This window comes from Nannocystis sp. (genome assembly GCF_016714285.1).
Taxonomy (GTDB): domain Bacteria; phylum Myxococcota_A; class Polyangia; order Nannocystales; family Nannocystaceae; genus Nannocystis.
This window is the reverse complement of the sequence record NZ_JADJNN010000042.1, coordinates 201,239-225,738: the sequence shown is the minus strand read 5'-3', so window position 1 is coordinate 225,738 and position 24,500 is coordinate 201,239. Positions and strand designations below refer to the sequence as shown.

The following is a 24,500-nucleotide window of genomic DNA, read 5'->3' as shown; positions in this document are numbered from 1 at the left end:
CGACGTGTCCCTAAAGACATGTCGATGGACGCCAGCAACGAGGTCGGCCGCGGGGGAGGGATCGCCTCCGCGCCGGGCGGCGATGCGCTCGATAGGGCCAAGGAGGAGTTCGACCTGCCCCCGGTCCTGAACGTGCGTGAACTGGCCCAATTCCTGCGCATCAGCGAGAAGGCGCTGCGGCACCGGATAGCCAGGGGGCACCTCCCCCGGCCGTTTCGGTGCGGAAAAGCGCTTGCCTGGACGCGCGATGTCGTTATCACCTGGCTCTGGGAATGCGGCCGGACGCCAGGTCCGACCATGAAGATCACCACACGCCCGTACCACAACGACAGCACCCGCATCCACGTCGACATCCGCTTCATGAACCCCTGCAACCAGACCTCTGAGATCCGCCGACGTCTGGTCGCGCCCCCCGGGCTTGATGACAAGCAAGCCCGCTCATGGGGGGAGCGCCAGATCCCGGCGATCTTGCGGGAGCTGGTCGCAGTCAACAGCGGCCCCGTCGACCTGAACGCATCGAAGGAGAAGACCCCCAGCGCGCGCGCCCCTCGGCTCACCTTTGCCGAGTTCTACGAGCAGCGGTTCCTCCCGGAATACGTGCAGCTCCTGAAGGCCGCGACCCGCGTCGGCTATGACAGCGTCTACCGCAACCACCTGGCGCCCCTCCTCGGGGACCTGCCCCTGTCCGCGATCGATGCCGATCGGATCTCGTCGTTTCGCGCCGCGCTTCGCAAGCGCGTCGGTGCGAGCATGGCAAATTGCGTGCTGGCCAAGCTGGCCAAGCTCCTTGGCTTCGCCAAGAAGCTCGGCATGCTCGCCACGGTGCCCGACATCGAGAAGCTCCCGCAGCCGAAGGACAAGAAGAAGGTCGTCTTCACCGATGCCGAGATCGCCAGGCTCACCGCCACGGCGAGCGACCACGGCACCGAGGCCCTGATCGTGTGCCTCCTGGCCCTCGACGCGGGCTTGCGCGTGTCCGAGATCTGCGCGCTGGAGTGGGCCGACATCGACCTCGCGGCGGGCACGATCATCGTGCAGTGCAACACCTACCGCGGCGAGAAGCAGACCCCGAAGGGGACGATCGGCACGATCACCCTCACCAAGGCCCTGCGCGCCGCCCTGGTCAAGCACCGCAAGCGCGAGCCGATCGGGGCCCTGGTCCTGTATCGACGCTCGCACCGCACAGGCGGCGCGTGGAAGCCCCACACGCCCCACAGCATCCGCCACCGGCTGAACACCCTGCAGAGCGAGGCCGGTCTCATCGAGTCCGGGCCGCACCTGCTGCGGCACACGGCCCTGACGCGCCTGGCCAACCTCGGCGCGAGCATCTACCAGATCCAGGCCGTCGCGCGGCACGCTCGCCTGGAGACCACGCAGAAGTACCTCCACACGCAGCAGTCCAAGCTCACCAGCGAGGCCGCTGTGCTCGTGGACGCCGCCGCCAACGGCCACGTTGGCAAAGCCCTGGCAAAGCGGGCAAAGCCCCGCCGAAAGTAGCGTATACGCCGGAATCCCGGCGATCCGCGACTTCAAACCCGAGAACGTGCTCGTCGACGACGCCGGCCACGTCAAGGTCGGCGACTTCGGCCTCGCCCGCGCCGCCGAGACCGGCAGCGTCGCCGCCAGCGGATCCCGCGGATCCACCGCGCCCGATCAGGATGCATCCCGCGACGTCACCCTGACCGCGACCGGCGCCTCCGTCGGCACCCCGGCCTATATGTCCCCCGAGCAGTGGCAGGGCCGATCGGCCGACGCTCGCAGCGACATCTTCGCCTTCGGCGTCGCGCTCTTCGAGGCCCTCCACGGGCATCGACCCTTCCGCGGCGAAACCATGGCCGCGCTCGCCGCTGCGGTCCAGGACGGCGTGATCGTCGACGCGCCCGCCCGCGTGAAGCTGCCGACAAAGATCCACCTCGCCATTCGCCGCGCACTCGCGACCGACCCCGACGCCCGCTGGCCGACCATGGAACCGCTGCTCGCCGAACTGGCGAGCATCCCCGGGCGACGCCGACGACAACTCGCCAGCATCGGCGCGCTGGGCCTGCTCGCCGCCGGCATCAGCGTCGGCGTCCTGTGGAGCGACGACTCGGCCGCCGCGTGCACCGGCGGCGCCTCGGCCCTCGCCTCCGACTGGGACGCAGACCGCCGCACGGCGGTGGTCGAGGCCCTGAGCGCCACCACGGTCCCCTACGCCGCCGCCGCCGCCGCCCACACGGGCGCCCTCCTCGACACCTGGGCCGACGCCTGGATCGCCGCCCACCGCGACGCCTGCGGGGCGACCCACCTGCGCCGCGAACAGTCGACGATCCAGCTCGATCGACGCATGGCCTGTCTCGACGAGCGTCGCCGTTCGTTCGCAGCGCTCGTCGGCGTGCTCGCCGAGGCCGACGCACGGACGACCGAGCGCGCTGTCGCGGCTGCCACCGCCCTGCCGACGCTCGATCGCTGCGCCGACCTCGCGTGGTTGGTCGGTCACACCGCGGCACCCAACGACCCGGCCCGGACCACCGCGCTGGCCGACGCACACGCCCAGGCCGAGCGCAGCTGGCACCTGATCCAGACCGCCCACTACGAGACCGCGGCCACCGAGATCGCGGCGGGCCAGGCGAACGCCAAGGCGCTCGCTGATGAGCCGCTGCAGGCCCGCTGGGCCGTCCTCGCCGGCAACCTCAAGGAGCGGCAGGGCGCGTACGCCGAGGCCGAGGCGATCCTGGTCGACGCCTACTTCGCCGCCCGCACCGCCCGCGACGACGAGCAGGCCATCCACGCCGCCACCAACCTCGTCCACGTCGTCGGCAACCGCCTCGCTCGCTTCGACGACGGCGGTCTGTGGCGGCGCCTCGCCCTCGCTGACCTCCACAGCGCCCCGGCCGTCGACCTCGTGGCCCGACTCCACAGCGTGTGGGGCGGAGCCCTCGCCACCCACGGCCGCTACGCCGAGGCGGTCGCCGAGCTGACCGAGGCCATCACGTTGCGGACCCGCGAGCGGGGGCCCGACCACCTCGACCTCGCGGGGCCACTCAACGGCCTGGGCGTCGCCCAATTCCGCCACGGCGACCATGCTGCGGCGCGCGCGTCGTACCTGCGGGCCCTGCAGATCCGCGAGCACCATCTCGGCCCCGAACACCCCGATGTCGCCCGTACCCTCAGCAACCTCGCCAGCGTCGAGCTCGAGCTCAACGAGCTGGACGCCGCCGAGGCCTCCGAGCGAAGATCCCTGGCGATCCGCGAGCAGCATCTCGGCCCCGAGCACCCCGACGTCGCCGCCTCGCTCGGCAACCTCGGACTTATCGCCCTGCGCCGCGGCGCCCACGACGACGCCGAGGCCGCGCTCACGCGGTCCCTGAAGATCCTCCGCGCCAGCCACGGTGACGACCACGCGCGTGTGGTCGAGACCCAGCTAAACCTCGCGGCCGTGCGCGCCGAGGCCGGGCGGCTCGCCGAGGCCGCCGCCGCGACCCGCGAGGTCCTCCGCATCTGGACCGCCTCGCTCGGTCCGACTCACCCCAACGTCGGCGCCGCCCGGGCCAACCTCGCCGACCTCCTGCGCCGCCTCGGCGACGCTAACCAGGCCCGGGCCGAGGTCACCACGGCCCTCGCCGACCTCGAGGCCGCGCTCGGCCCCTCGCATCCTGACCTCGGCTTCCCGCTCGTCACCCTCGCTCGCCTCGAGCTCGCCGCAGGGCACCTCCCGGCGGCCGAACGCGCCGTCTTGCGGGCCCTCGAGATCCGCACCGCGAGCGGGGCCCTCGGCGAGCTGGCCTTCACCCGATCCGTCGCGGCGCAGATCCTCGCCGCGACCGGGAGCGACCCGCCACGCGCCCGCGAACTCGCCACCCAGGCGCTCGCCGAATTCGCCAACACACCCGCGACCCGCGATGACCGCCTCGCGCTCGAGGCCCTGCTCGCCCGCTGACACGGCGTCGCGGCCTCCACGCGTCGCGGACCCATCTGCATGGCACGGACACGCCACGCCGACCTCAGCTTCCCCGAGGGCTGACCCGCGAAAATCCGATTGGCGAGCGGGTGGCCCAACGGGCCAGCCTGCTCTCCATGCACAAGGACACTACAACGCTCGACTGGTCCACCGCTCGCGGCGAGCAATGGTGCGCCCAACTCTCCGGCATGGAAGCGACGCTCACCCCGATCGACGCCCCCCTCCTCCGCGCGCTGCAGCTCGACGCCCCCGTCACGATCGCCGAGGTCGGCTGCGGCGGCGGCGGGACGGCCCTGGGGCTCCTGCGCCGGGCACCTCCCGGGAGCCTCGTCCATGGCTTCGATATCTCACCCGCTCTCATCGAACGCGCCCAGACGCGCCGGCAGCCGGGCGAACGCGCCATCGCCTTCACGACCGCGGACATGGCCGTCGCTACCTGCGAGCAGCCGTATGACCGCCTCGTCTCGCGCTTCGGCGTCATGTTCTTCGCCGATCCGCCCGCCGCCTTCGCCAACCTGCTGCGCTGGCTCGCCCCGGGCGGACGGTTCGCATTCGCCGTCTGGGGCCCGCCCTCCGAGAACCCGTGGATGACCTGCGCGCGCGAGGTGGTGGCCCGGATCGTCGAATTGCCACACACCGACCCGAACGCGCCCGGCCCGTTTCGCTACGCCGACGCCGACACCCTGCTCGCCCTGCTCGCCCGCGCCGGCTTCACCGGCCTCGAGCTGCACACCTGGCGCGGCTCGCTGCCAGTCGGCGGCCGCCTCCCCCCCGCGGACGCGGCCCGCTTCACGCTCGCCGCCTTCGCCAACTTCGCCGAGCATCTCGCCCGCGCCGGTGACGACGCCCTCAACGCGGCCCAGCGCGCCCTCACGGCCCGCTTCTCCGCCACTTGCAGGGCGACGGCGTCCACATGGACGCCCACGTCCACATCGTCACCGGCGCCCGCCCGCGCTCATGACCTCCGAGGCCCAGCTAACGCCTCGCAGCCGACAGCGTCACTTCAGGCTCATCGGACAGGCCAATGCTGGCCGAGTGTGGCAAGGCGACCCCACGCCCCATCCGGGGCGAGGTCGTGGGAGCGGATGGACGGCGAGCTGGCGCACGACGAGGCCCGGCGACGCGTGGACCAGCGGCTTAAGGGCGGCGCCGACCTGCCAGGCGTCCTGCGTGTGCACACAAACCAAGGCGACCCCGATTTCGACGATCGCGTGTACCTCCGCGGCGACGGGACGGCCATGTGGCTCGAGGGCGAATGCGACGTCTCCTGCATCGGGTCGTGCAGCGATCGGGATTGGGGCGTCGCCCGCAGCTGCACCTTGAAGCAACCCGCATTCTTCCTCAATTGCGACAAGACCCTCGATCCCGACCTCCTGGCCGAATGCCGGGACTTCGCCAGCTGGTTCACCGGCTGCGTCGTGTCCCCCGCCACCTGCCCCTGACCGGCGACCGACCCCGCGTTCCGATCGGCCAGACGCGCGGCGTGATGATCCATGCGCCCAGAGCTTGCCCTCGATCCGCCGCCGCAGTAGCTTGCGCCCCGCATGCACTGGACCCCGGAGCGCGCCATCCTGGCCCACCCGCTCGACGCGCATGCCCTGGTCCACGCCGTCCCCGGCGCCGGCAAGACCACCACCCTGGTCGGCCGCGTCACCGAGCTGCATGCGCAGGGCCTGGACCCTCGCCGCCTGCGCGTCGTGATGTTCAACAAGGCCATCCAGGAGACCTTCGCCGCCCGCCTCGCCGCCGCCGGGGTCGACGGCGTCAAGGTCACCACATTCGACGCGCTCGGCCTCGAGGTCCTCCGCGTCGCCGAGCGCCGGGGCCTGCTCACCCGCCCGCTCGAGGTCGCCGCCCACCGCAGCCGAGACTGGGCCCACGCTGTCCACCGCAAGTATCACCGCACGATCGACAGCCCCGACGACCTCGCCGCCGCCGTCTTCTTCTGGAAGGCCCACCTGGTCCCGCCCGCCCGCGCCGCCTGCGTGGAGCAGCCGCAGCTGGTCGACGCCTACCGCGACTTCGAGGCCCTGCGCGCCGCTGGCCCGCGCCTGCAGATCGACTTCCCCGACATGGTCTACACCGCCGTCGGCGTCCTGCGTAAACACCCGCGCCTGCTCGGCGCGATCGATCATTTCCTCATCGACGAATTCCAGGACATCAACCCAGCCCGCGTCGCGCTCCTGCGCGGCCTCATGCACGATCGCACCACGGTCACCGCCGTCGGCGACGCCGACCAGGCGATCTATGAATGGTCCGGCGCCCACCCCAAATTCTTCCGCGAGTTCGCCAGCACCTTCGCCGGCCTCCCCGCCCGCAATTACACCCTGTCGCACAGCTTCCGCTTCGGTCCCACGATCGCCGCCGCCGCCTCGTCGCTGATCGCCCACAACACCGACCGCGCCCCCCTGGTCGTCGTCGGCGAGGGCCCGCACCCCGGTCGCATCGACCGCATCGACGACGTCCCCGGCGCCCTCGCGGCCCTCCTCGCCGACGCCCACGCCCCGCGCGACCTCGCCGTCCTTTACCGCGGCCGCACCCAGGGCGTCGCTGTCCTCGCCGAGCTCGCCGCCCGCCGCATCGCCATGGAGACCGAGGACATCGACCAGCTCCGCCGCGGCCGCGGCCCCGAGCTCGCCCTCGCCTACCTCCACTTCGCCACCAGCGACGCCCCCGTCGACTTCGACGCCGCGTGGAACCTCGCCTACGCCCCCGACCGCTACATCCGCAAGGAGTCCTTTCATAAGCAGATCCAGCAGCTCGGGCAGCGCGGCCTGCGAGCTGTCCTGAAGGACAGCAAGCTGGCCCGCCGCTGTGAGCAGCCCGCCGGCGCCATCGACACGATGGCCGCGCTCGCCGACCTCCTGCACCGCATGGGTCGCTGCCGCAGCGCCGGCCAGGCCCTCGACCTGCTCACCCGCGAGGAGGACATCGAGGCCCTGCTCGCCGCCCGCAAGCGCTCCGACGTCGAGCTCGAGCAATCGGTCGCGACCTTCCACGCCGTGCACGTCCTGCTCCACGGCCTCGGCGTCGCTCCCACAGACGCCGCGCGCGCCCTCACCGAGCTCGACCCGCGCGCCGGCCAGCCCCCCGAGCAATGCGTGTGGGTCTCGACGATCCACCGCGCCAAGGGCAAGGAGTGGCGCGCCGTGCTGCTACCGCGCCTCGCCGAGGGCCTGTGCCCCGCCGGCCAGCGCGGCCAGGTCCCCGGTACCGTCGATCATCCGCACGGCATCGACCAGAGCGACTGGGCCGAGCAGGAGCGCCGGATCTTCTATGTCGGCCTCACCCGCGCCCGCGAGCGCGTATGCCTCGAGATCCCCGAACAATCTCCGAGCAGCTATATCGAGGAGCTCGCGCTCGAGCGACGGCCCGTCGATCGCGATCCGCGAGCGAGCCCCGCGGGCAAACCGAAGCATCGCCCGCGACCGGACAGCGACGTCACTGGCCTCGCCGCGCGCAACAAGCCCGCCGCGCCCGACGAGTCGGCGCGGCCTGCATTTCGCCGCAACGCGCCCGCGGAGGCCGACGAGCGTCCCAGCGTCCGCAAGCCCTGGCGCCCCGCCGACGACGAAGCGCTCGCCGCCGCCTGGGCCGCGCGCGAGGACCTCGCGGGCCTCGCCGCCCGCTTCGGCCGCAGCCCCACCGCGATCGCTGCCCGCCTGGTCCAGCTCGGCGTCGTCGCCACCCGCGACGCCGCCCGCCAGCGCCCGCTCGCGCGATCGTCGGCTTAGGTGCTGCCAGGGTGGTTCAGATCTACGCGCGGCACATGAAGTGCCGCGGCGCCGCCCGGTAGCGCTCGAGCGCCTGACGCACCGAGGCGTCGGCCTCCGGCACCGGCATATCCGTGACGAAGGCCGAGGTGCCCACGCCGTCGCCCGGCTTCACCTGGTTCGCGTACACCTCCCAGGTCCACGCGAGCCCCTCGTACCAGGTCCCCTTCGCCGCACCCGACACGCAGTACGCGTAGGTCCGGAAGCGCCACACCATCTTCGCCCAGCCCTCCTTGTTGGTCTCCGGGTGGTACGGCGCGAGGTCCGACTGCTGCAGATTCGGCAGGTCCTCCATGGTCGCGTGCGTGCCGGCGCTGCTGCCCCGATTCTCCGGGTCCTGATACACCGGATCGGCGCCGCGGCAGGTGTCCACCGCGTGGCCCGCGTCGGACAGCGTCGCGTCGAGCCAGGCGTCCTTGGCCCGGACCTCGCTCGGCTTCACGAGGCGCCAGCGGTCGGTGTAGACCGCCCACATCTGGATGAACTGAAGATGTCCGATCTCGGTGCATTCGGCGCTGACCTTATCGGACAGCTTCGGATCGAAGTCGATCTCGATCCGCGACCCCGAGGTCTTCACCTTGTGCGGGCTGCCCTTCGCCGCGGAGGCCTGCTCGTCGCCCTCGATCGGGGCGTAGTCCAGATCCGGGTCGGCGCTGGCGCGCGACGATGGCGCGAGGGTGGTGGCGAGGGTGAGGACAGTCAACAGGACTCGTGGCGACATGGCGGGTGCTCCTGTCCGCGACGCGGCGGACGTGACATGAGCGACGCGACCCCCTGCGTGGGCCCTTACGCGGGACTTACACCCCACCCTGCAGCGCGCTCAGCCGTTGCGGCGCTCGGCGGGCACCTGGGTGAGGCCGCGCGGGCCTCGCGGAGGATCGCCGCCGCCGCGAGCGACTGCCTCGGCGTAGGGGACGACGGCGCGGACGATGCGGTCGCGCTCCGCGTCGTGGAAGCCGAGGGCCTCGACTTTGCGCTCGATCGCGGCGACGTCGCGGAGTTGCCCGTCGCCACTGCGCCGGTCGCCGCCCACGCCGCCTGAGTGGCCCCGACGGGGCGCGAAGGCAGTAACATCGCCGTCGTGACGACCACGCCAGACACGCGGCGACTCGTGCTCCTGTTCGGCTACTGGCCGCCCACGGACATCGGCATCCCGGCGCGTCGCGGCATGCTGTGGAAGTGGCGGGAGCTCCAGAGCGATTACCGGGGCTCGGGCTACGACGTCATCGCCTGTTCGCCGACCTTCCCCGCCCCGATCGGCTGGCAAGATCCGGACCGCAAGACCCTCCACTGGGGCCTCGGCCACGGCGTCCTGTCCGTCGATTATCACCGCACTTCCCGCACGTTCTGGTCGCTCGCCCTGGCGCACGCGCCGATCGCCATCATGTCGTTTAGCCGCGGTCGTCCGGGCCGCTCGTGGGAGATCGAGCAATACGCGCGCAACCTGGCGCAGTCGGAATGGGCCACGACCCTGCATTACCTCGACCCCAGCGGCGTCGTCCGCCCGGAGTCGCGGGATCCACCGTTCGCCGGCGGCTCCCCGCAGGACGACTCGCCGCTGCGCGGCCGCGGCGTGCGGCCCGGGGCGCGGCGCTGCCGAGGCCGCAGTAGCCCCGCAGCGCCGCCTCGACGGCATCGCGTCGTGGGCGGGTACCTGTACTATGCTGCGGCGAATGGCTGTCCGAGTGCGCTGCGCGTCCGTTCATACGATCCTGCTCGCGTGCTGGGTCGCGTCCGCGGGCGGGTGCTCGCGTGCGCCGGAGGAGCTTCGACATGAACCATCGGCGCCGCGCTCCGGAGTCCGCTCCGCGGTGGAGGGCCCGGCGACGGTGGCCCCGCCGGCGTCCGACGGAGCGCAGCGGTTCACGGTGGTCGACGCGATCGTGGCAGGCGATCGGCTGATCGCGCTCGCGGACGACGGGAGCGTGGTGGCCCGCGAGCTCGACGGAGTCGAGGTGTGGCGCGCGCAGCTGGGACCGACCAAGCCAGGGGCCGAGCTGATCCAGCGGCTGCCAGGGGCGCCGCGGGTGCTCGTGCGTCGCCCGGGTCGGCTGGTCGCGCTCGACCTGCACGACGGCCGCGTCGCTACGCGCCATGACGTCGAGCTCGAGGATCGCCTGTTCCTGTGGACGCGGGACGGGGCCTGCGGGCTGCGGGGGCAGTGCAGCATGCAGCTGGTCGACTGCGATATGGGGCGGCCGCTCGGCGCACCGATCGAGGGGCAGATCCACCACGAGAGCGACCCCGACGGCGGAGCGTCGAGCGGGTGCTGGGGCTTCGACGTCGACCTCGTGGGCCGCGCGGGCGAGGTCGTGGTGTACCTCTCCGACGACTCCGCGGCCGCGGGCGGGCACAGGGCGTTCGGGGTGAACGTGCAGGACGGGGCGCGCGTGTGGAGCTCCGCCGCGGTCGCTTGCCGCTTCTGCTCGAACGAGCGCTTCGGGATGAGCCCGGGCGGGACGTGGTGCTTCGCGGTCGAGAACGAGGTGCTCTCGCTGTTCGCGTGCCGCACAGGCGAGGTCCGCGGGGCCCGAAAAGTCGCGGCGGTGCGCCGGGTGCTGTGGGTCGGCGACGAGGGCGGGGGGATCTTCGTGGACAGCCCGAGCTCCGCCGCGCTCCTCGACCCGGCGACGAACACCTGGCGCTGGCAGGTGAAGCTGCCGGCCGGTGCGCTGGCGGTGCCCCGGCGGGCTCGCCTGACCGATCTGGCCGATCTCTCATATCGGCAGGACAAGCCGACGCCGCTGCTCGTCCTCGACGAGGGCACAGGACAGGTCGTCACCACGACGACCCTCGATCCGAACGGAGCGATCGCGGTCGCAGCGGACGGCTCGGTCAGCACGACGAACAGCGAGCAGGACCGCGATCACACCGGTCAGGTGATCCCGTCGATCCTGCCGGCGCCCGTGGTGGTCGACCGAGTTCACCTGCCCGCGAGCAGCTCGGGTCCGCCGAACCACGCGGTGGTCCGGCGGATCGACGGGACGATCGTCGCCACGCTCGACGCCGACGCCTGGCCACTCGGCTGGACCCGCCGCGGCGACGAAGTCCGCCTGGCCGTGATGATCTCCAGCACGCCGCGGACGGTGGCGCTCTATCGGTTCAACGAGAAGAGCTCCGGCACGACGACGGACCGCTGAGCAAGGTGGAATGCTCGTAGCATCGGTCGCAGCGGGCGTGACTCAGGAGGTTTTGGGTTCGAGTCCCATCGCACGCCCTCACGTCGCCCCGGGGCGGTTTACCGGGCCGGCGCGTGTCCCCACGCGCCGGCCCCCAGGTACGCCGATCCCACTGTAGCTCAGCTGGCAGAGCAACCGGCATACATGGGGTCTCGTGAGCAGCGTGGGCTCGGGTAGCGACGTCGCCATCATTCGTCCGTGACGGCGTCAACGTCGATGCCGGCGACGCCCGACGATCGCTGCTCGCCGCCGCAGTGACGGACGTGAACCCGCGCTCGGCCGTGCGCGCCGGGCCGTGATACCGTGCGTCTGCATGCACCCGTGGATCCTCGCCCTGTGGCTCGGCAGCGCCGCCGCGACGGCGCCCGACGGCTGGCTCCTCGTCGAGCGCGTGGTCGCCGTCGTCGATGACGACGTCGTGCTGGCCAGCGAGCTCGAGCGTCGCGTCGCCCAGGCCCGCGTCGCGCTGGGCCAGCTCGCGGACCCCGGCGAACGCGAACGCCGCCAGGCGACCCTCCCCCGCGAGACCCTGCAGACCATCGTCGAGGAGCGGCTGGTCGCCCAGACGGCCGCCAGCCTGGCCATCACGATCGACGACAGCCAGATCGACGCCGCTGTCACCCAGATCCGTGACTTCAACAAGCTCGACGACGCCGGCTTCGCCCGGGCCGTCGCCGACGGCGGCTGGACCATGGCCGAGTACCGGCAGGACCTCCACCGCCAGCTGCTCCGCTTCAAGCTGATCTCGCTCCTGTTCGCCGCCAGCGTCACGATCTCCGACGCGGCCGTGCAGGCCGCGTACGCCGCCGAGAAGGCGAAGAACCCGGCGCTCGGCGAGTCCGCCGGTGAGCTCGAGCACCTGCGCGCCGTCCTGTTCGAGCGCGCCATGAGCGAGGCGACCGCCCGCTGGCTCGGCGAGGCCCGCCGCAACGCCCACGTGGAGCTGCGCCTGTGACCGCCCGCCGAACGACCGCTGCTCGCCACGCGGCGTGCATCCTCGCGTGCATCGCGTGCCTCGCGTGCAAGCCGACCCTCGCGCCGACACCACCGCCCGCGAGCTCGCCGACCCCGCGGGTCGACACGCCGCCGCCGACCCCCGAGTCGCTGCGCGGCCCGATCGTGGCGATCGATGTCAGCGGCACGTCGCGCAGCGCCGACGTGAGCGCCGCGCTGAGCGCGACCATCGGCGCCGCCTACGATCCCGCGGTCATCGCCCGCGATGTGCACGCGCTGTGGCGCCTGCGCGGCATGGCCGACATCCAGGTGGACGCCCGGCCGCAAGCCGGCGGCGTCGCCCTCCGCTATCGCATCCGCGAGCTCCCGCGCGTCGCCAGCGTCAGCCTCGAGGGCGGCTCGATCCTCTACACCCCGCGCTGGCGCATCCGCCTCGCCGGCATCAAGGACGTGCCGCAGGACCCCACCACCCTCACGAAGCTCGCCGAGGAGCTGCGCGCCGAGCTCGTCAGCCAGGCCTACCTCGACGCCACCGTCGACACGCAGATCGTCGCCGCCGGCGAGGACCGCGTCGACGTCATCCTCAAGGTCACCGAGGGCCCGCAGGTCAAGCTGGGCGCGCTCACCCTGCGCGGCAACAAGAAGCTCGGCACCGCCGAGCTCACGGCCCTGTTTCGCAGCCACGGTGTCGCCGTCGGCCAGCCATTCACCGGTGCCGGCCTCGACGCCGCCCGCCTCGGCGTGCTCGCCCGCTACCAGGACCTCGGCAACCTCGACGCCGAGTTCGCCACCGCCTCCGAGGTCCGCTCGCCCGACGGCGCCACGATCTCCGCGACCTACGAGCTGCGCGAGGGCGACACCCTCCGCCTCGGCAAGCTCACCGTCCGCGGCGCCCTGCTGCTCCCCGTCCGCGAGTACGAGCTGCTGCTCGGCGTACGCCGGGGCCAGCCCTTCAACCGCTCGCGCGTCGCCGAGGGCCTCGAGAAGATCCGCATCCTCCACCGCGAGCGCAGCGGCCCGCCGAACATCACGCCGATCACGGAGATCGACCGCAAGCGCAAGGCGATCGACCTGACGATCGAGATCTCGAACTGATCAGCGCGAGCGTCAGGCGCCGCCGTGGGGCTAGCCGTCCTTGCAAAACTGCGGGATCCCGCGACCGTCACACAGCAGCGAGCCGACCACCTCCTCGGGATCGCCGCTGAACTCACCGTCGAACTTCAGCGTGCAGCTATCGACGGTGGTGGCCGCCCCCTCCGGGTGCTGATCGAGGTAGATCGACTCGCACACGACCTCGCACTCGAGGTTGTTGCGGTCGATCACGTGGTTCTCCGTGATCAACCGGTCGACCTCCCGCGCCGTGAGCTCCTCGTCGAGCGCGAACGGCTCCGCGGGCAGGTCGCAATTGGCGACGTGATAGACACAGCCAGCCGCGAGCGTGGAGACGCTGAGCATTGCGACGATCGCTGACCGACGGAGCATCGGCCGATGGTGCGGCCACACAGGCGCGGAGCGCAAGCGCCACGGCGCCGCGATTGCGGCGCTTCTCGGCGCAGGCCAGGCCCACGCGCCCGTCGGACCGCGGAGGCACGCTCGCGCCGCACCACCACCACGGCGCTGCCCCCCACGACGCCGACCTCGACCGGCGACGCCACGGCCGCCACCACCGGCGAACTGGCGACCCCGGCCGGCCCCGCGGGCGCTCACCAGGCGTAAGAGACGCGTAATCGTCAGCGCCGGGCCCGGGGGATATCCTCGACAGTACGACCGCGCTTATTCGGCCGAAGCGATCGTGCGCCTCGCATCCCTGGGGCCATGGTCACGCCCATGACCTGCCGCGCCTTCAATTTCAGCGCCTGGAGACACTCCAGGGCGGGTGACGGCTCCGATCGCCCATCGCGCCAGATTCTGATAGATTCGACACGATGGGCGGTATGGCGCGGGAACTCTCGACCAGCAGACAATATGGAGGATAGTCGTATGAATATGCAAACGATCAACTCGGTGGCTTTGGTTGGAGTGCTTATGGCAGCGTGCGGGATCGACGACCGCAGCACCGCAACGCTCGATCAGATGAATCAGGGGGCATCCAGCGCCGGGGACGGCGTGAGCACCGTGAACTTCACGATCGAGGCGGGCAATGGCGTGGCTGGGCTCGACGTGGTGGACGGCTGGACCGTGCGCTACGACAAGCTCCTGGTCGCGGTCGGCGACGTGAAGGAGAGCTCGGGGAGCGCCCCCGAGTCCTTCGCCGACGAGACCACTTACCTCGTCGATCTACTGCAGGTCCCGGCCGACGGGGCCAGCATGGCGACTGGCGCGCTTGCGCGGATGAGCTTCGAGAGCGCGGAGTTCTCGACCCTGATCCCCTCCGACGGCACCCTGCTGATCCTCGCCACCGATGCCGACCGCGATCTCATGGTCAAGGCGGGCTATTCGATCTACATCGAGGGGAGCATGACGAACGCCAGGGGCCGCTCTTGCCGACCCGACGATCCGACCGACTGTACGCCCGCCCCGATGATCACGTTCTCATGGGGCCTGGCGGCGGCGGCCAGCTTCTCCGGCTGCGACGGATTCACGCTGAGTGGTAACGAAACCGCGGAGCTGACCGTCACCCTCCCCGGAGACCACTGGTTCCTCGGCAGCTTCTCGGTGGACGCCGAGCGTTCGCCTCGCCGGGCCCAGTGGGTCGCCGACGCGGATCTCGATCGCGACGGCGAGACGACGCTCGCCGAGCTGAGGGCGATCAAGGCCGAGGTCCTGTTCAGCCCCAAACGCGGCTACGACCTCAGCACGGTCGCTGTCCCCGTCGAGACCGCGTACGACTTCCTCGCCGCCCAGGTCCGCACGATCGGCATCAACAGCGCCAACGGCTGCGGCCTCGGCACGCCGATCGATTGATCGCGGCGCGCTCACCGATCGACGACACGCCCGGTCAAGGCCCGGTCGGCCCCGCGCCACCGCGGCTCGCGTGGCGCCGGCTAGCCTGGCACGCGCCTGCGTGAGCTCGTGGATCGGGATCCCGGCGGCGCTGCGGATCGCCACGGCACGCTCGAGCAGGGCGATCGCTCGCTCGTGTTGACCGCGAGCGATCGCCACATCTGCGAGGCTGACGAGCACGTCGGCGACCTCGGGGCTCCCGGGCCCGACAGCCTCGCGGATCGCCAGCGCCGCCGCCAGCTGGGCCTCGGCCTCGTCGAGGGCGCCACGGTCGAGGAGCACCTCGCCGATGCGCTGCATCGACATCGCGGTCCCCGGGTGCTTGGGCCCGCGGGTCCGCAGCGACAGCGCCAGCGCCCGGGTCAGGTTGGCCTCGGCCGCGGCGGGGTCGCGGCCGCGCTGGATCGTCCCCAAGGTGTTGAGAAAGGTGGCGATGTCGGGGTGCTCCGGGCCGAGCGCCGCCTCGCCGAGCGTCAGCGCCTCGGTCGCGCTGGCGAGCGCATCCTCGTGCTCACCGAGCGCGTGGCGGACGAGCGCGAGGTTTCGCAGCGAGTGAGCGACGGAGGCGTGCCGGGGGCCGAACTTGACGCGCTGCGCTGCCAGGGTCTGTTCGTGGATCGCCAGGGATCTATCATAGTCGCCGAGGCGGTAATATACGCTGCCCAGGCTGTCGCTAATGTTCAGGATCTCGGGGTTGGAGGGATCCATGTGTCGCTCGCGGATCGCCAGGCCGCGCTCCAGCAGCTCCCGGGCCCGCAGCCGATCCCCGCGGACCATATGCAGCAGGCCGAGGTACTGCAGCGAGGTCGCCAGTTCGAGGTCATCGGGCGCCAGCAAGCGCTCGCGGATCGCCAGCGCCCGCTCGAGGAGCAGCTGGGCCTCGCCATAGTCGCCGCGCATATGCCGGACCCGGCCGAGGTTGTTGAGGATCGTCGCGGCGTCGAGTCCCTCGGCCCCCCAGGCCGCCTCGGCGATGACGAGCGCGCGCTCGAGCAGCGCCTGGGCCTCGGGGTACTTCCCGCGAACCTGCTGCAGCAGCGCCAGGTCGTTCAGCGCCGCGGCGACCGTCGGGTGGTCGGGACCGAGGGCCTGCTCGCGGATCGTCAGCGCCCGCTCGAGGGCCACCAGCGCCGCGGCCAGCTCACCCCGGTCGCGCTGGATGTTGGCCACGTGGCTGAGGCTGGTGGCGACCTCCGGGTGATCGCGACCCAGCAGCTCCTCACGAATCGCCAGCGCCCGCTCCTGGTCGGCCAGCGATTCATCGTAGTTGCCCTCGCGGCGGATCACCAGCGCCCGGTGGCTCAGCAGGCGTGCGCCGAGCAGGCCCTGCTCCTGCCCGAGGCGGCGAATGAACAGGTCGGCCGACAGCGCCCACTGGCGGCCCTCGGCCGGGCGCTGGCGCATGACGCCGACGAGCCGCACGAGCTGGACCGCCGCGTCGGCTGCCATCTCGTCGCGCCCGAGCGCACCCGCGTCGGTGTATACGCGCTGGAAGGCGTCCTCGGCGCGATCGAAGTGATCGAGGTGCATGGCCACGGTCGCGAACAGGGCCCGCGCCTCGGTCTCGAGCGGGCGGTAACCCAGGCCATCGGCGACGGCCAGCAGCCCCTCGATCTGCGTGAGGGCCTGCTGGTAGCGTCCAGCGACCCATAGCCCGTGGATGCGCATCAGGTCAGCGCGCAGCAGCAGGGCCTGCGCGCGTGTCTCCGGCTCCTCCGGCGCCCTGGGGCGCCGCGCCAGCGCAGCGCCATCCACACAGGGCTCCAGGCGATCGAGGTCCGCCGCGGCCGGCACCAATCTCTCGACGTCCGAGGCGACGCCCTCCGCGAACACCGCGAGCATTCCGGCGAGACGGTCGCGGCGCTCCTCGAGGCATTCCGCGGCGAGCGCGTGGATCTCCGGCGAGAGCGTGCCCGCGACGGTCGCGTCGTGACACAGCTCGGTTCGCAGGGTCGACCATTGCCCGGCCCACACGTCGATGCGAGCCGCTGCCCTTTGAAACGATGCCTCGGCGTAGTGCAGCCCGGTGGCGGCGATGGCCGCGTGCAGGGCTGCCCGGGACTCGTCGTTCCATGTTGCGTTGATCTCGGCACCGGCCGTGACGCAGGTGGCGGCCCGCTGGGCGCGCAGCCCGAGCATGCCGACGGGCACGAGCGCCGCGAGGCCGAGCCCCAGCCCCAACATGCGTCGGCGCTGCTGGGCCGGCCCTCTGGCGAGCGCGGCCAGCAGATCGTCCATCGACGCGAAGCGCCGTTCGGGCGCCGTGGCGAGCCCGCGCTCGAGCACCCGCCGCAGAAACGGCGCGATCCTTCGCTCGCTCCCGGTCGGCAGCTCGGGCTTGCCGACGGTCACCGCCCTGGCCAACGCCGACATCGTCTCGCCGCGAAATGGGCGCTGGCCGTACAAACCCTCCCAGAAAGCGACACAGAACGCGAACTGATCGGTGCTCGCGGTCGCTGCGGCGCGGCGCCACAGCTCGGGCGCCATGTAGGCGGGCGTACCGAGCAGCGCCCCCTCGCGGGTCAGCGATTCGGCCGCCAGCGCCGAGCTTGACCCGCTGACGAGCGTCTCGTCGAGCTCCGGTTGCCGATCGGAGCCCAGCCCGGCGCGGGCGAGGCCGAAGTCCAGCACCCGCACCCGCCCGTCGCCGTCGACCATGACATTGTCGGGCTTGAAGTCCCGGTGGATGACATGGGCCCGGTGCGCGGCCGCCAGCCCGCGCGCGGCGGCGACGAAGACATCGACGATCTCTCGGGTCGTGCGCATTCGCTGGCGCAGCCAGCGGCTCAGGGTCACCCCCTCGACGAACTCCATTGCGACGAACAGCTCGTCGCCGACGGTGCCGACGTCGAACACGGACACGACGTTTGGGTGGGCCACTCTGGCCAGCGTCCGGGCCTCGCGCAGCAGGCGAGCGCACTCCACCGCCACGGCGCTCGGGCGCAGCAGCTTCAGCGCGACCTTTCGCTCGAGCTCCGGATCGTAGGCGGCATAGACGACCCCCATGCCGCCGCTGCCGAGGATCGACAGGGTGAGGTAGCGCCCGATCAGCCCCCCGGGCACGACCGGCCGGGCCGCGGGCGCCGGTCTGGTGCCGCTGGGAATATCGCCCTCGACCAGCGTCGCCGAGACCTCTGGCATGAATGCTGGGCCCGCGGCGAGCGGTGCGTGGGGCGGTCTCTCCTCCATATCAGTCGGCGCTCCCGGGCGCGGCGGGGCGTCGCTCCCTCCGTGACCAGGCTAGAGGGCGGGCTCCTGCGCGGGCCATTACGCATCCATTACAGCAAGGTCGAGCGGCATGAGCTCGAGGTCGTGGGGGCCGAGACGCAGGCGGCGGGTTCGTGGCTTGCGCTCGATGAGGCAGGCCGCATCGAGCACGCCGGCCTGGCTGAGCTGGGTGCGCGCGCGGTGGATGCAGATATTCAGGTGCGACTCGCTCATGCTGAGCATTCGTAGGAGGTCGTCGAGCGAGAGCCAGCCCTGGTCGGCCTCCGGGGCGCGGCGGTCGCTGAGGCGCCGGCGGGCGAGCAGCAGCAATGGATAGTGGTGGGCGCGGATACCGAAGTCGAGGCGGGTGTCGCCGCAATAGCCGGTCATCTCGACCTGCTCCTCATCGAGGCTGAAGCGAAATCGCAGCCGGAGGTTGGTGACCAGCACCGGCGGCACGTCCTCGCGCACCGTGGTGCCGAGGGAGAGCGGGAGGAAGATGCGCCACAGGACGCCCCCGCTGCCCCCGCTGCCCCCGCTGGTCAGTACGGTGGCGCGGTCCTCGATCGCCGCGACCTCGCTGTCGCGCTCGAGCGCCCAGGTGCCGTCGGGCAGCTGGTAGATGGAGCATTCATGGGCGTCCAGGCGCGGCAGAGACAGATATCCGCCCTCGGCCATCTGCCACTCGCGCGACGACAGGTTGCGGGCCATCGCCACCGGCGCCGCGATGTCCCGCACGATCCACGGCGCGGACTCACGACCGAAGCGGAGCTCGTGGCCGCATTGGAGCGCGAATCGACCTTCGGGGCCGACCCGTTGATTGTCGACATAGGTGCCATTGCGGCTCCCGAGGTCCTGGAGCTGCCAGACCACGCCGGTCCACTCGAGGACGGCGTGCTGGCCGGAGACGTTCTTCTCGGCGAGCACGAGGTCGCTGGCCGGCGACCGTCCGATCAGGCAGCGGCTCGGCAGGAACATTCGTGTCCGTGTCCGGCTGAACGAGGATCGCCACGCCCGCCAGAATATCCGAGGCGCAAAAGTGGGACAAGCGCTCGCCCCGGCTCAGCGGGTCACTGCGCCGGTGGGCCCGTCGACTGGCGGAACCCGGCGAATTGCCGGGTGAGGGCGATGCGGTCCGGCAGCCGCAGCTTGACCAGGGCCCGCCGCAGGTACGTGGCGACGCTGGACTCGCTCACGCCGAGCTCGTAGGCGATCACCTTGAGCGCGTGTCCCATCGCCGCGAACACGGCGACCTGGGTCTCGCGCACGCTCAACTCGGACCCCGAAGTCGGCGCGGGCGTGGTGCGTCGCGCTATCAGGTAGCGCTTGCCGTCACGCTCGAAGGTGTCGACCAGGTGCCAGCATCCGGCGACGAGCGCCCGATGCAGGTCGAGCGGGTCGTCGGCGTCGCGGCGGCAGAGGCGGGCCCGGTCGTGGGCGACCGCCGCGGCGCGCAGCGGCTCGCGGGCTCGCGGCGAGCACCCCCGGCGCCGGCGATGGTCCCCGAGGGCGAGCCCACGACGTCGTTGTGGGCAGCATCGATGATATCGATATTCTCTGCTGGTCCCATGATAGTGCGTCGATGCTCGCGTACCGATCATGCCGACCAGGCCCGCCGCGGACCATTACGGCTCTGTTACACGGGCCTTCGCGCTCGATCGCCGGCTTGCAACTTTGCCAGGCCTTTGCTGTGATGGATCGTGCAGTGTCCACACGAGACAAGGCAGCGAGACAGACGCGATTCGCGCTGGAGGGCCAGCAGTACGTCGTGGTCTGTCTCGACGAGGCGGCAGTGGACCGCTCCGTCGCGCTCGCCCAGCTCACGCCGATCGAGCGCGAAGTGGCGGCGCAAGTCGCCAAGGGCCTCTCGAGCCAGGCGATCGCGGCGCAGCGCGGGCGCAGCGTCCGGACCGTGCAGAATCAGATCGCCGCGATCTTCGGCAAGCTGCGCGTGGGCAACCGCGCCCAGCTGGTCATCGCGCTCCTGGGCTCCGCTTGATCGGGGGTATCACGGCACCAGCACCACCCGGAACCGGGCCCGGCCCTCCATCATGCAGGCGAACGCCTCCTCCGCCCGCTCGAGCGGGAAGGTCTCGACCCGCGGCCGCACGTGGGTCAGCGCGCTGAAGGCCATGGTGTCCTCCGAGTCGATCGCGCTGCCGCTCGGCCAGCCCGCGATCGTCTTTCCGCTCAGCAGGCCCATCGCCGACACCTTCAGCGGCTCGAACGCCGCCGCCACGATCAGCAGCTTGCCGCGCGACTTGAGCCCGCCGACCGTGCTCTCGATCGCCGCGCTGCTCGGGGCCGTGGCGAGCACCAGATCTGCCCCGCCGAGCTTCTGCAGCCCCTCGGCTGCGCTCGTCACCGCCGTATCGATGTACTCGTGTGCGCCGAGCTCACGCGCCAGCGCGGCCTTGTCCGCCCCCCGCGAGATCGCCACCGTCCGGAACCCCATCCGCGCCGCGTACTGAATGGCCAGGTGCCCGAGCCCGCCGATGCCCTGCACCGCCACCGTGTCGCCCGCCCGCGCCCCGCTGTTGCGCAGCGAATTGTAGGTCGTGACCCCGGCGCACAAGAGCGGCCCCGCGTCGACCGCGGACAGCCCCTCGGGGATCCGCGCCACCGACTCCGACGGCACCACCGCGTATTCGGCATATCCCCCGTCGTGCGAGATGCCCGTGATCTTGCCCTTCGGACAATTGATAAAGTGCCCGCGCCGGCACGCGTCGCACTCGAAGCAGTGCCCCCCGTGCCAACCCACCCCCACGCGATCGCCGACCTTCCACGCCGTCACCTCGGCCCCGACCGCGTCGATCCGCCCGGCGATCTCGTGCCCCGGCACCCGCGGCAACACCAGCCCCGGGAACGCAGCGGCGCGCACGAACGCGTCGCTGTGGCACACACCGCACGCCTCGACCTTCACCCGCACCCAGCGCGGCGCCGGCGTCGGGACCTCCCGCTGTACGAGCTCGAAGGGACCGTTGGGCTTGCTGACCTGGATCGCGCGCATGGTGGGCATGGTGCGGCGATAGTGCAGCGCCCTGCCCGCCTCCGCAAGCGGCCTGACGCCCCCAAGCACCACCCGCGGACCCGCGTGCTGCAGCGATCCGGGCCCCGCTCAGCCACCGTTCGCTTGGTGAAGATACCCTCCATGCGATCGACGAGCTCCAGCCCGATGTTGGAGCAGCGGCCGAAAGCAGGCACTTTCAAATATCCACGTCAGGGAGCCGGTAGCGCGTCGATCCAGTCGGCCAGCGCCTGGGTGCCCGCGTCGTCGATCTTGTGGCTCACCAGCGGTGGCATCGCGTAGTCATCGCGGCGATGCGACATCAGCCACACCAGGCTCTGCTCGTGGGACCCAGGGGTGATGCGCAGCGCATCGGGGAATTTCTGGGCCACCGAGGCGGTCGTGGCGACCTGGCTCACGGTGGCCGCGTAGGTGTCCGTCTCGGTCGCGTCGACCGGCGGCGGGTCAGGGCCGGCGTCGGCGGGCCAGAACTCGCCGGCGCGCAGGCGCAAGACGAGCTCGGTCTCGTCACCCAGCCCGCGCGTCGAGTGGCAGGGCATGCCGCAGTTGGCGTGGAGGTAGCCGAGCGCCGCGCCAGCCTTGCCCGTGGCGTCCTCGGGCAGTTCGATGGTGGCTCGGGCCGGCGGAGCGCTGAGGCGCCCGGCGGCGGCCAACTTCGCCAGCGTCGCGCCCTCCGCGGTCGGCAGGCCGAGCGCCACGGCCTCGACGCCGAGCAGCTTGTCGGCTCCACCATGGTGGCACTTGCCGCAATCTTTCGCGGTGGGGATCTCATAGCCGTCCGCCAGCAGGATCGGCTGCTTCGAGGTATTGAGCGCGGCCTCGCCAGCGTCGTCCCAGACATAGGTGCCAGACTCCCAGTCCGACGCCCCGCGCTTCCAGAAGAAGCGCGTCTCAATCAGCACACCGCCGACACGAAACTCCTTCCATGACTTCGTCCCGACCGGGAACTTCCACACGTCCATGTCCGAGGTGTCGATCGCGGCCCCGGGGGGCAGATACAGGAAACGGCGCTTCTCGGCGCCGTCGCTCCACAGGGTCACGCCTGGCGTGTAGGGCATGACCTCATCCGCGTACTTGCCCGAATCGCGGCCCTGGTAGAGGCCGGTGCAGAACACGTCCGCCGGCAATCCTTGAACTGGGATCTCGCACGCTGGGGGCTCCGCGCCGGTCGTCCCGCTCGTCCCGCTATCAGCGTCGCCCACCGCGCCCGAACCGGGGGCGCAGCTCGCCGAAGCCAACACCCACAGGACGAGCACCCGAACATCGTGGCAAGTGGTCGTCATGGGCCTAATCGTCCTTGGCCCCCGCCTCGATCCAGCTCCGGACCACCTCGAGCTCGCTCTCCGACAGCGCCATGCCCCCGAGCGGCATGCGATCTCCGCACGTTGGCTTGCCCATGAGCTTGTCGAGGAAGAGGCTCTCCTCCGGGTGGAAGGGCACGACCAGCGGTTTGCCGCCGCAGCGGCTGCTCGTCGATACGACGTCGATCAGCGCCGCGTAGGCGCTGGCCTGGTCCATCCCCGTGCTCAGGTTGCCGTTGCTGATGTCGCTGGCCGGCATCGAATGGCAGAAGTTGCAGCGCGCATTCGTGGTCGGCGGAAACAGGGTCTCGAAGATCTCGGTGAAGGTCCCCGGAGGCTCGCCGCCGCCGTCGCTGCCGCAGCCCGCGGCGCTCACGGCCAGCAGCACGGCGTGGCGGGCCCGCAGGCGCAGCTTGATCCTCAGGGTTCGCATTGGAAGGGGCCGTTCTCGACCGGCGGGAGGGTGTGGAGGTACACGGCCACATCGTGACGATCGGCGTCGGTCATTCCGCCGAGGCGATCGGGGCCGCCCGGGTGCGTATTGCAGAGCTCGCGGTTCGTGCCCTTCTCCAGGTTCGTCTTGAGCGCCGCCTCGATGTCGGCCACGCTCCAGTCCGCCAGGCCCGTCGCGTCGGGTGTCAGGTTCACGGAGGTTTGTTCGGGCGCGCCGCGGATGAAGGTGTAGGTCTTGCCGCCCGCGAAGGCCTTCGCCAGATCGGGGACATCCGGCGTGATCTGCTCGGTGTGGCAGTTGAGGCACGCCGTCGCCGCGATGTAGCGGCCGCGCTCCGCCGCCGCGAAGTCAGGGTCGCCCGCGGGCAGCGTCGAGTGTGGGACCTCCGTATCCTTGACGGCGGGCGCGGGCGGCTGCTGGTCGAAGTGTGGGAAATCGGCCGCGACGACGTTGTCGTTCGGCGGCACGGTCCTCAGGTACTGGATGATCGAGTCGACATCCTCGGGCGTCAGGAGCGCGTACTCGGGGTACGGCATGATCGGATAGATCGCGATGTGCTCGTCGTCGATGCCCTTGATGAGCGCGGTGCGGATCTGGTCGTCGGTCCAGCTGCCCAGCCCCTCCGGGTTGTGTGAGGTGAGGTTCTCGGCGTTGACCGTGATGATGGTCCCGTCGATGTCGGTAAAGTCGTAGGATCGACTGCCCGCGAGGTATAGGGACATGTCGGGCTTACCATCGTCCCCTGTGGGCGTGTGGCAGACGCCGCACATCAGGACGTGGTCGACCAGGTATTGACCGCGCTCCACCGTGCCGCGGTACGCGTCGAGGGGATCTTGGCCGGTCTCGCCTCCGGAGGACGATGACCCGCCGCTGTGCGTGGCGGACGCGCCTGAATCACCGGCGCAGGCGCCCAGCAACAAGGCGAGGGCGACAGCGCGATTGCAGATAATGGATCTTTGCCTGGTCATTGATTCGTCCTCCGGGGGTCGCCCTGTGATCAGTATCCTTGTCCGCCCGCGCAAAATTCGGCCTGGAAGCGGCCCTTCACGCTGACGGCTGCGTCGGCGTAGGTGGCCGAGAAGCGATCCGGGCAGGCCCTTGGTGAAGGTCACGTGGCCGCCCGTGGCCCCGACCTCGTAGGCCGAGGACTTTCCGCCGGCCGCGTAGTTGACCTCCGCCCCGCCTGGCTCGACGGCGACCGTGTCGACGGCCAGCTCCGAGGGCACCACGACCTCCACGACCTGCGCGCCGACCTCGACGTCCCCGAGCCAACGCGAGACCATGAGCTGCGCGCAGGTGATCGGCGCAGAGCTCATGTAGATCAGCACCTCACCGCTGTTCTCGATCACCAGCGACGAGACCGTGGGCTTCAGCTCGCCGAGCTCGCCGAGCTCGCCCATCAGGAGGGTGCTCGTCTCGCCGAAATCCTCGTCGTTCGCGCCGTCGCTGCCGCAGGCGGCCGCGAGCAAGCTACACAGGAGGGCGGCGCGGGATTGCTGGGATCGTGGGGAGTGGCGCATGGGTCGTTCGCTCCGCTGGGATCTACCACTCCTCGGCGCGGAGCTTCGTCGCGCATGTATTAAGATTGGTTAATGAAAGGGCGCCGCGTGCCCGGCCCGGCGGGCCATGATAGGCGCCTGCCCGATTGTTACACTCCTTCACCCATTCTTAATAATTGGGAGGCGCGCGAGGGGCCCAATAAGTCCACCCGCGGAGCCCGAGAG

The 24,500-nt window shown here is 71.2% G+C and carries 19 protein-coding genes; 9 read left to right on the top strand and 10 right to left on the bottom strand.

Going from position 1 to position 24,500, the window contains the following annotated elements; all coding sequences use genetic code 11:
- Positions 1 to 24 precede the first annotated feature (24 nt).
- The 4 genes from IPJ59_RS37245 (at position 25) to IPJ59_RS37230 (ending at position 7,671) form a co-directional block, all read left to right on the top strand.
- On the top strand, positions 25 to 1,497 hold the full coding sequence (locus tag IPJ59_RS37245; RefSeq protein ID WP_293275895.1) for a tyrosine-type recombinase/integrase: 1,473 nt from the start codon (positions 25 to 27) through the stop codon (positions 1,495 to 1,497).
- Positions 1,454 to 3,916: a serine/threonine-protein kinase gene (locus IPJ59_RS37240; RefSeq protein WP_293275894.1), complete on the top strand. Its 2,463-nt coding sequence runs from the start codon at positions 1,454 to 1,456 to the stop codon at positions 3,914 to 3,916. Before IPJ59_RS37245 ends, IPJ59_RS37240 begins: the two co-directional genes overlap by 44 nt.
- A gap of 137 nt (positions 3,917 to 4,053) precedes the next feature.
- Complete coding sequence (locus IPJ59_RS37235; protein WP_293275893.1) at positions 4,054 to 5,379, top strand: class I SAM-dependent methyltransferase; 1,326 nt, start codon at positions 4,054 to 4,056, stop codon at positions 5,377 to 5,379.
- 102 nt (positions 5,380 to 5,481) lie between these two features.
- A complete protein-coding gene (locus IPJ59_RS37230) occupies positions 5,482 to 7,671 on the top strand; it encodes a UvrD-helicase domain-containing protein (RefSeq protein WP_293275892.1) in 2,190 nt (729 codons plus the stop codon).
- A gap of 22 nt (positions 7,672 to 7,693) precedes the next feature.
- On the opposite strand, the gene IPJ59_RS37225 is transcribed toward IPJ59_RS37230, so the two are convergent.
- Both IPJ59_RS37225 and IPJ59_RS37220 read right to left on the bottom strand, forming a co-directional pair.
- The gene (locus IPJ59_RS37225; RefSeq protein ID WP_293275891.1) at positions 7,694 to 8,431 is read right to left on the bottom strand and encodes a hypothetical protein; all 738 of its coding nucleotides are present in this window, start codon (positions 8,429 to 8,431) and stop codon (positions 7,694 to 7,696) included.
- Positions 8,432 to 8,530: 99 nt separating this feature from the next.
- Positions 8,531 to 8,743, bottom strand: coding sequence for a hypothetical protein (locus IPJ59_RS37220; RefSeq protein ID WP_293256703.1), 213 nt, complete (start codon positions 8,741 to 8,743; stop codon positions 8,531 to 8,533).
- Positions 8,744 to 8,791: 48 nt separating this feature from the next.
- Here IPJ59_RS37220 and IPJ59_RS37215 point away from each other — a divergent pair, with 48 nt between their 5' ends.
- The 4 genes from IPJ59_RS37215 to IPJ59_RS37200 all read left to right on the top strand — a co-directional run bounded on the left by IPJ59_RS37215 (position 8,792) and on the right by IPJ59_RS37200 (position 12,938).
- A complete protein-coding gene (locus IPJ59_RS37215; protein WP_293275890.1) occupies positions 8,792 to 9,487 on the top strand; it encodes a hypothetical protein in 696 nt (231 codons plus the stop codon).
- A gap of 34 nt (positions 9,488 to 9,521) precedes the next feature.
- A complete protein-coding gene (locus IPJ59_RS37210) occupies positions 9,522 to 10,850 on the top strand; it encodes a hypothetical protein (RefSeq protein WP_293256709.1) in 1,329 nt (442 codons plus the stop codon).
- 352 nt (positions 10,851 to 11,202) lie between these two features.
- Positions 11,203 to 11,844 (top strand): SurA N-terminal domain-containing protein, encoded by a 642-nt coding sequence (locus tag IPJ59_RS37205; RefSeq protein WP_293275889.1) that lies wholly within the window; start codon positions 11,203 to 11,205, stop codon positions 11,842 to 11,844.
- Positions 11,841 to 12,938, top strand: a complete 1,098-nt coding sequence (locus tag IPJ59_RS37200) for a POTRA domain-containing protein (RefSeq protein ID WP_293256715.1) — start codon at positions 11,841 to 11,843, stop codon at positions 12,936 to 12,938. The genes IPJ59_RS37205 and IPJ59_RS37200 overlap by 4 nt, the downstream gene beginning before the upstream one ends.
- Positions 12,939 to 12,968: 30 nt before the next feature.
- On the opposite strand, the gene IPJ59_RS37195 is transcribed toward IPJ59_RS37200, so the two are convergent.
- The 4 genes from IPJ59_RS37195 to IPJ59_RS37180 all read right to left on the bottom strand — a co-directional run bounded on the left by IPJ59_RS37195 (position 12,969) and on the right by IPJ59_RS37180 (position 19,594).
- Positions 12,969 to 13,325: a hypothetical protein gene (locus tag IPJ59_RS37195; protein WP_293256718.1), complete on the bottom strand. Its 357-nt coding sequence runs from the start codon at positions 13,323 to 13,325 to the stop codon at positions 12,969 to 12,971.
- A 1,050-nt stretch (positions 13,326 to 14,375) separates the two neighbouring features.
- The gene (locus IPJ59_RS37190; protein WP_293275888.1) at positions 14,376 to 17,927 is read right to left on the bottom strand and encodes a serine/threonine-protein kinase; all 3,552 of its coding nucleotides are present in this window, start codon (positions 17,925 to 17,927) and stop codon (positions 14,376 to 14,378) included.
- A gap of 126 nt (positions 17,928 to 18,053) precedes the next feature.
- Complete coding sequence (locus IPJ59_RS37185; protein ID WP_293275887.1) at positions 18,054 to 18,971, bottom strand: FHA domain-containing protein; 918 nt, start codon at positions 18,969 to 18,971, stop codon at positions 18,054 to 18,056.
- A 92-nt stretch (positions 18,972 to 19,063) separates the two neighbouring features.
- On the bottom strand, positions 19,064 to 19,594 hold the full coding sequence (locus tag IPJ59_RS37180; RefSeq protein WP_293275886.1) for a helix-turn-helix transcriptional regulator: 531 nt from the start codon (positions 19,592 to 19,594) through the stop codon (positions 19,064 to 19,066).
- 92 nt (positions 19,595 to 19,686) lie between these two features.
- Here IPJ59_RS37180 and IPJ59_RS37175 point away from each other — a divergent pair, with 92 nt between their 5' ends.
- Complete coding sequence (locus IPJ59_RS37175; protein WP_293275885.1) at positions 19,687 to 19,992, top strand: helix-turn-helix domain-containing protein; 306 nt, start codon at positions 19,687 to 19,689, stop codon at positions 19,990 to 19,992.
- Positions 19,993 to 20,001: 9 nt separating this feature from the next.
- Here IPJ59_RS37175 and IPJ59_RS37170 read toward each other — a convergent pair whose 3' ends face one another.
- The 4 genes from IPJ59_RS37170 to IPJ59_RS37155 form a co-directional block, all read right to left on the bottom strand.
- Positions 20,002 to 21,012, bottom strand: a complete 1,011-nt coding sequence (locus IPJ59_RS37170; protein ID WP_293275884.1) for an alcohol dehydrogenase — start codon at positions 21,010 to 21,012, stop codon at positions 20,002 to 20,004.
- 200 nt (positions 21,013 to 21,212) lie between these two features.
- Positions 21,213 to 22,304, bottom strand: coding sequence for a hypothetical protein (locus IPJ59_RS37165; protein ID WP_293257948.1), 1,092 nt, complete (start codon positions 22,302 to 22,304; stop codon positions 21,213 to 21,215).
- 4 nt (positions 22,305 to 22,308) lie between these two features.
- Positions 22,309 to 22,755 (bottom strand): hypothetical protein, encoded by a 447-nt coding sequence (locus IPJ59_RS37160; protein WP_293257946.1) that lies wholly within the window; start codon positions 22,753 to 22,755, stop codon positions 22,309 to 22,311.
- Positions 22,743 to 24,296 carry a c-type cytochrome gene (locus IPJ59_RS37155; protein WP_293275883.1) on the bottom strand — a complete coding sequence of 518 codons (1,554 nt, stop codon included), beginning with the start codon at positions 24,294 to 24,296 and terminating at the stop codon, positions 22,743 to 22,745. Before IPJ59_RS37155 ends, IPJ59_RS37160 begins: the two co-directional genes overlap by 13 nt.
- Positions 24,297 to 24,500 lie beyond the last annotated feature (204 nt).

Coding starts and splice junctions, on each gene's coding strand:
- IPJ59_RS37245 (WP_293275895.1), top strand. CDS start 25: ATGGACGCCAGCAACGAGGTCGGCCGCGGGGGAGGGATCGCCTCCGCG.
- IPJ59_RS37235 (WP_293275893.1), top strand. CDS start 4,054: ATGCACAAGGACACTACAACGCTCGACTGGTCCACCGCTCGCGGCGAG.
- IPJ59_RS37230 (WP_293275892.1), top strand. CDS start 5,482: ATGCACTGGACCCCGGAGCGCGCCATCCTGGCCCACCCGCTCGACGCG.
- IPJ59_RS37225 (WP_293275891.1), bottom strand. CDS start 8,431: ATGTCGCCACGAGTCCTGTTGACTGTCCTCACCCTCGCCACCACCCTC.
- IPJ59_RS37205 (WP_293275889.1), top strand. CDS start 11,203: ATGCACCCGTGGATCCTCGCCCTGTGGCTCGGCAGCGCCGCCGCGACG.
- IPJ59_RS37195 (WP_293256718.1), bottom strand. CDS start 13,325: ATGCTCCGTCGGTCAGCGATCGTCGCAATGCTCAGCGTCTCCACGCTC.
- IPJ59_RS37190 (WP_293275888.1), bottom strand. CDS start 17,927: ATGCCAGAGGTCTCGGCGACGCTGGTCGAGGGCGATATTCCCAGCGGC.
- IPJ59_RS37185 (WP_293275887.1), bottom strand. CDS start 18,971: ATGTTCCTGCCGAGCCGCTGCCTGATCGGACGGTCGCCGGCCAGCGAC.
- IPJ59_RS37180 (WP_293275886.1), bottom strand. CDS start 19,594: ATGATCGGTACGCGAGCATCGACGCACTATCATGGGACCAGCAGAGAA.
- IPJ59_RS37175 (WP_293275885.1), top strand. CDS start 19,687: ATGGATCGTGCAGTGTCCACACGAGACAAGGCAGCGAGACAGACGCGA.
- IPJ59_RS37170 (WP_293275884.1), bottom strand. CDS start 21,012: ATGCCCACCATGCGCGCGATCCAGGTCAGCAAGCCCAACGGTCCCTTC.
- IPJ59_RS37165 (WP_293257948.1), bottom strand. CDS start 22,304: ATGACGACCACTTGCCACGATGTTCGGGTGCTCGTCCTGTGGGTGTTG.
- IPJ59_RS37160 (WP_293257946.1), bottom strand. CDS start 22,755: ATGCGAACCCTGAGGATCAAGCTGCGCCTGCGGGCCCGCCACGCCGTG.
- IPJ59_RS37155 (WP_293275883.1), bottom strand. CDS start 24,296: ATGCGCCACTCCCCACGATCCCAGCAATCCCGCGCCGCCCTCCTGTGT.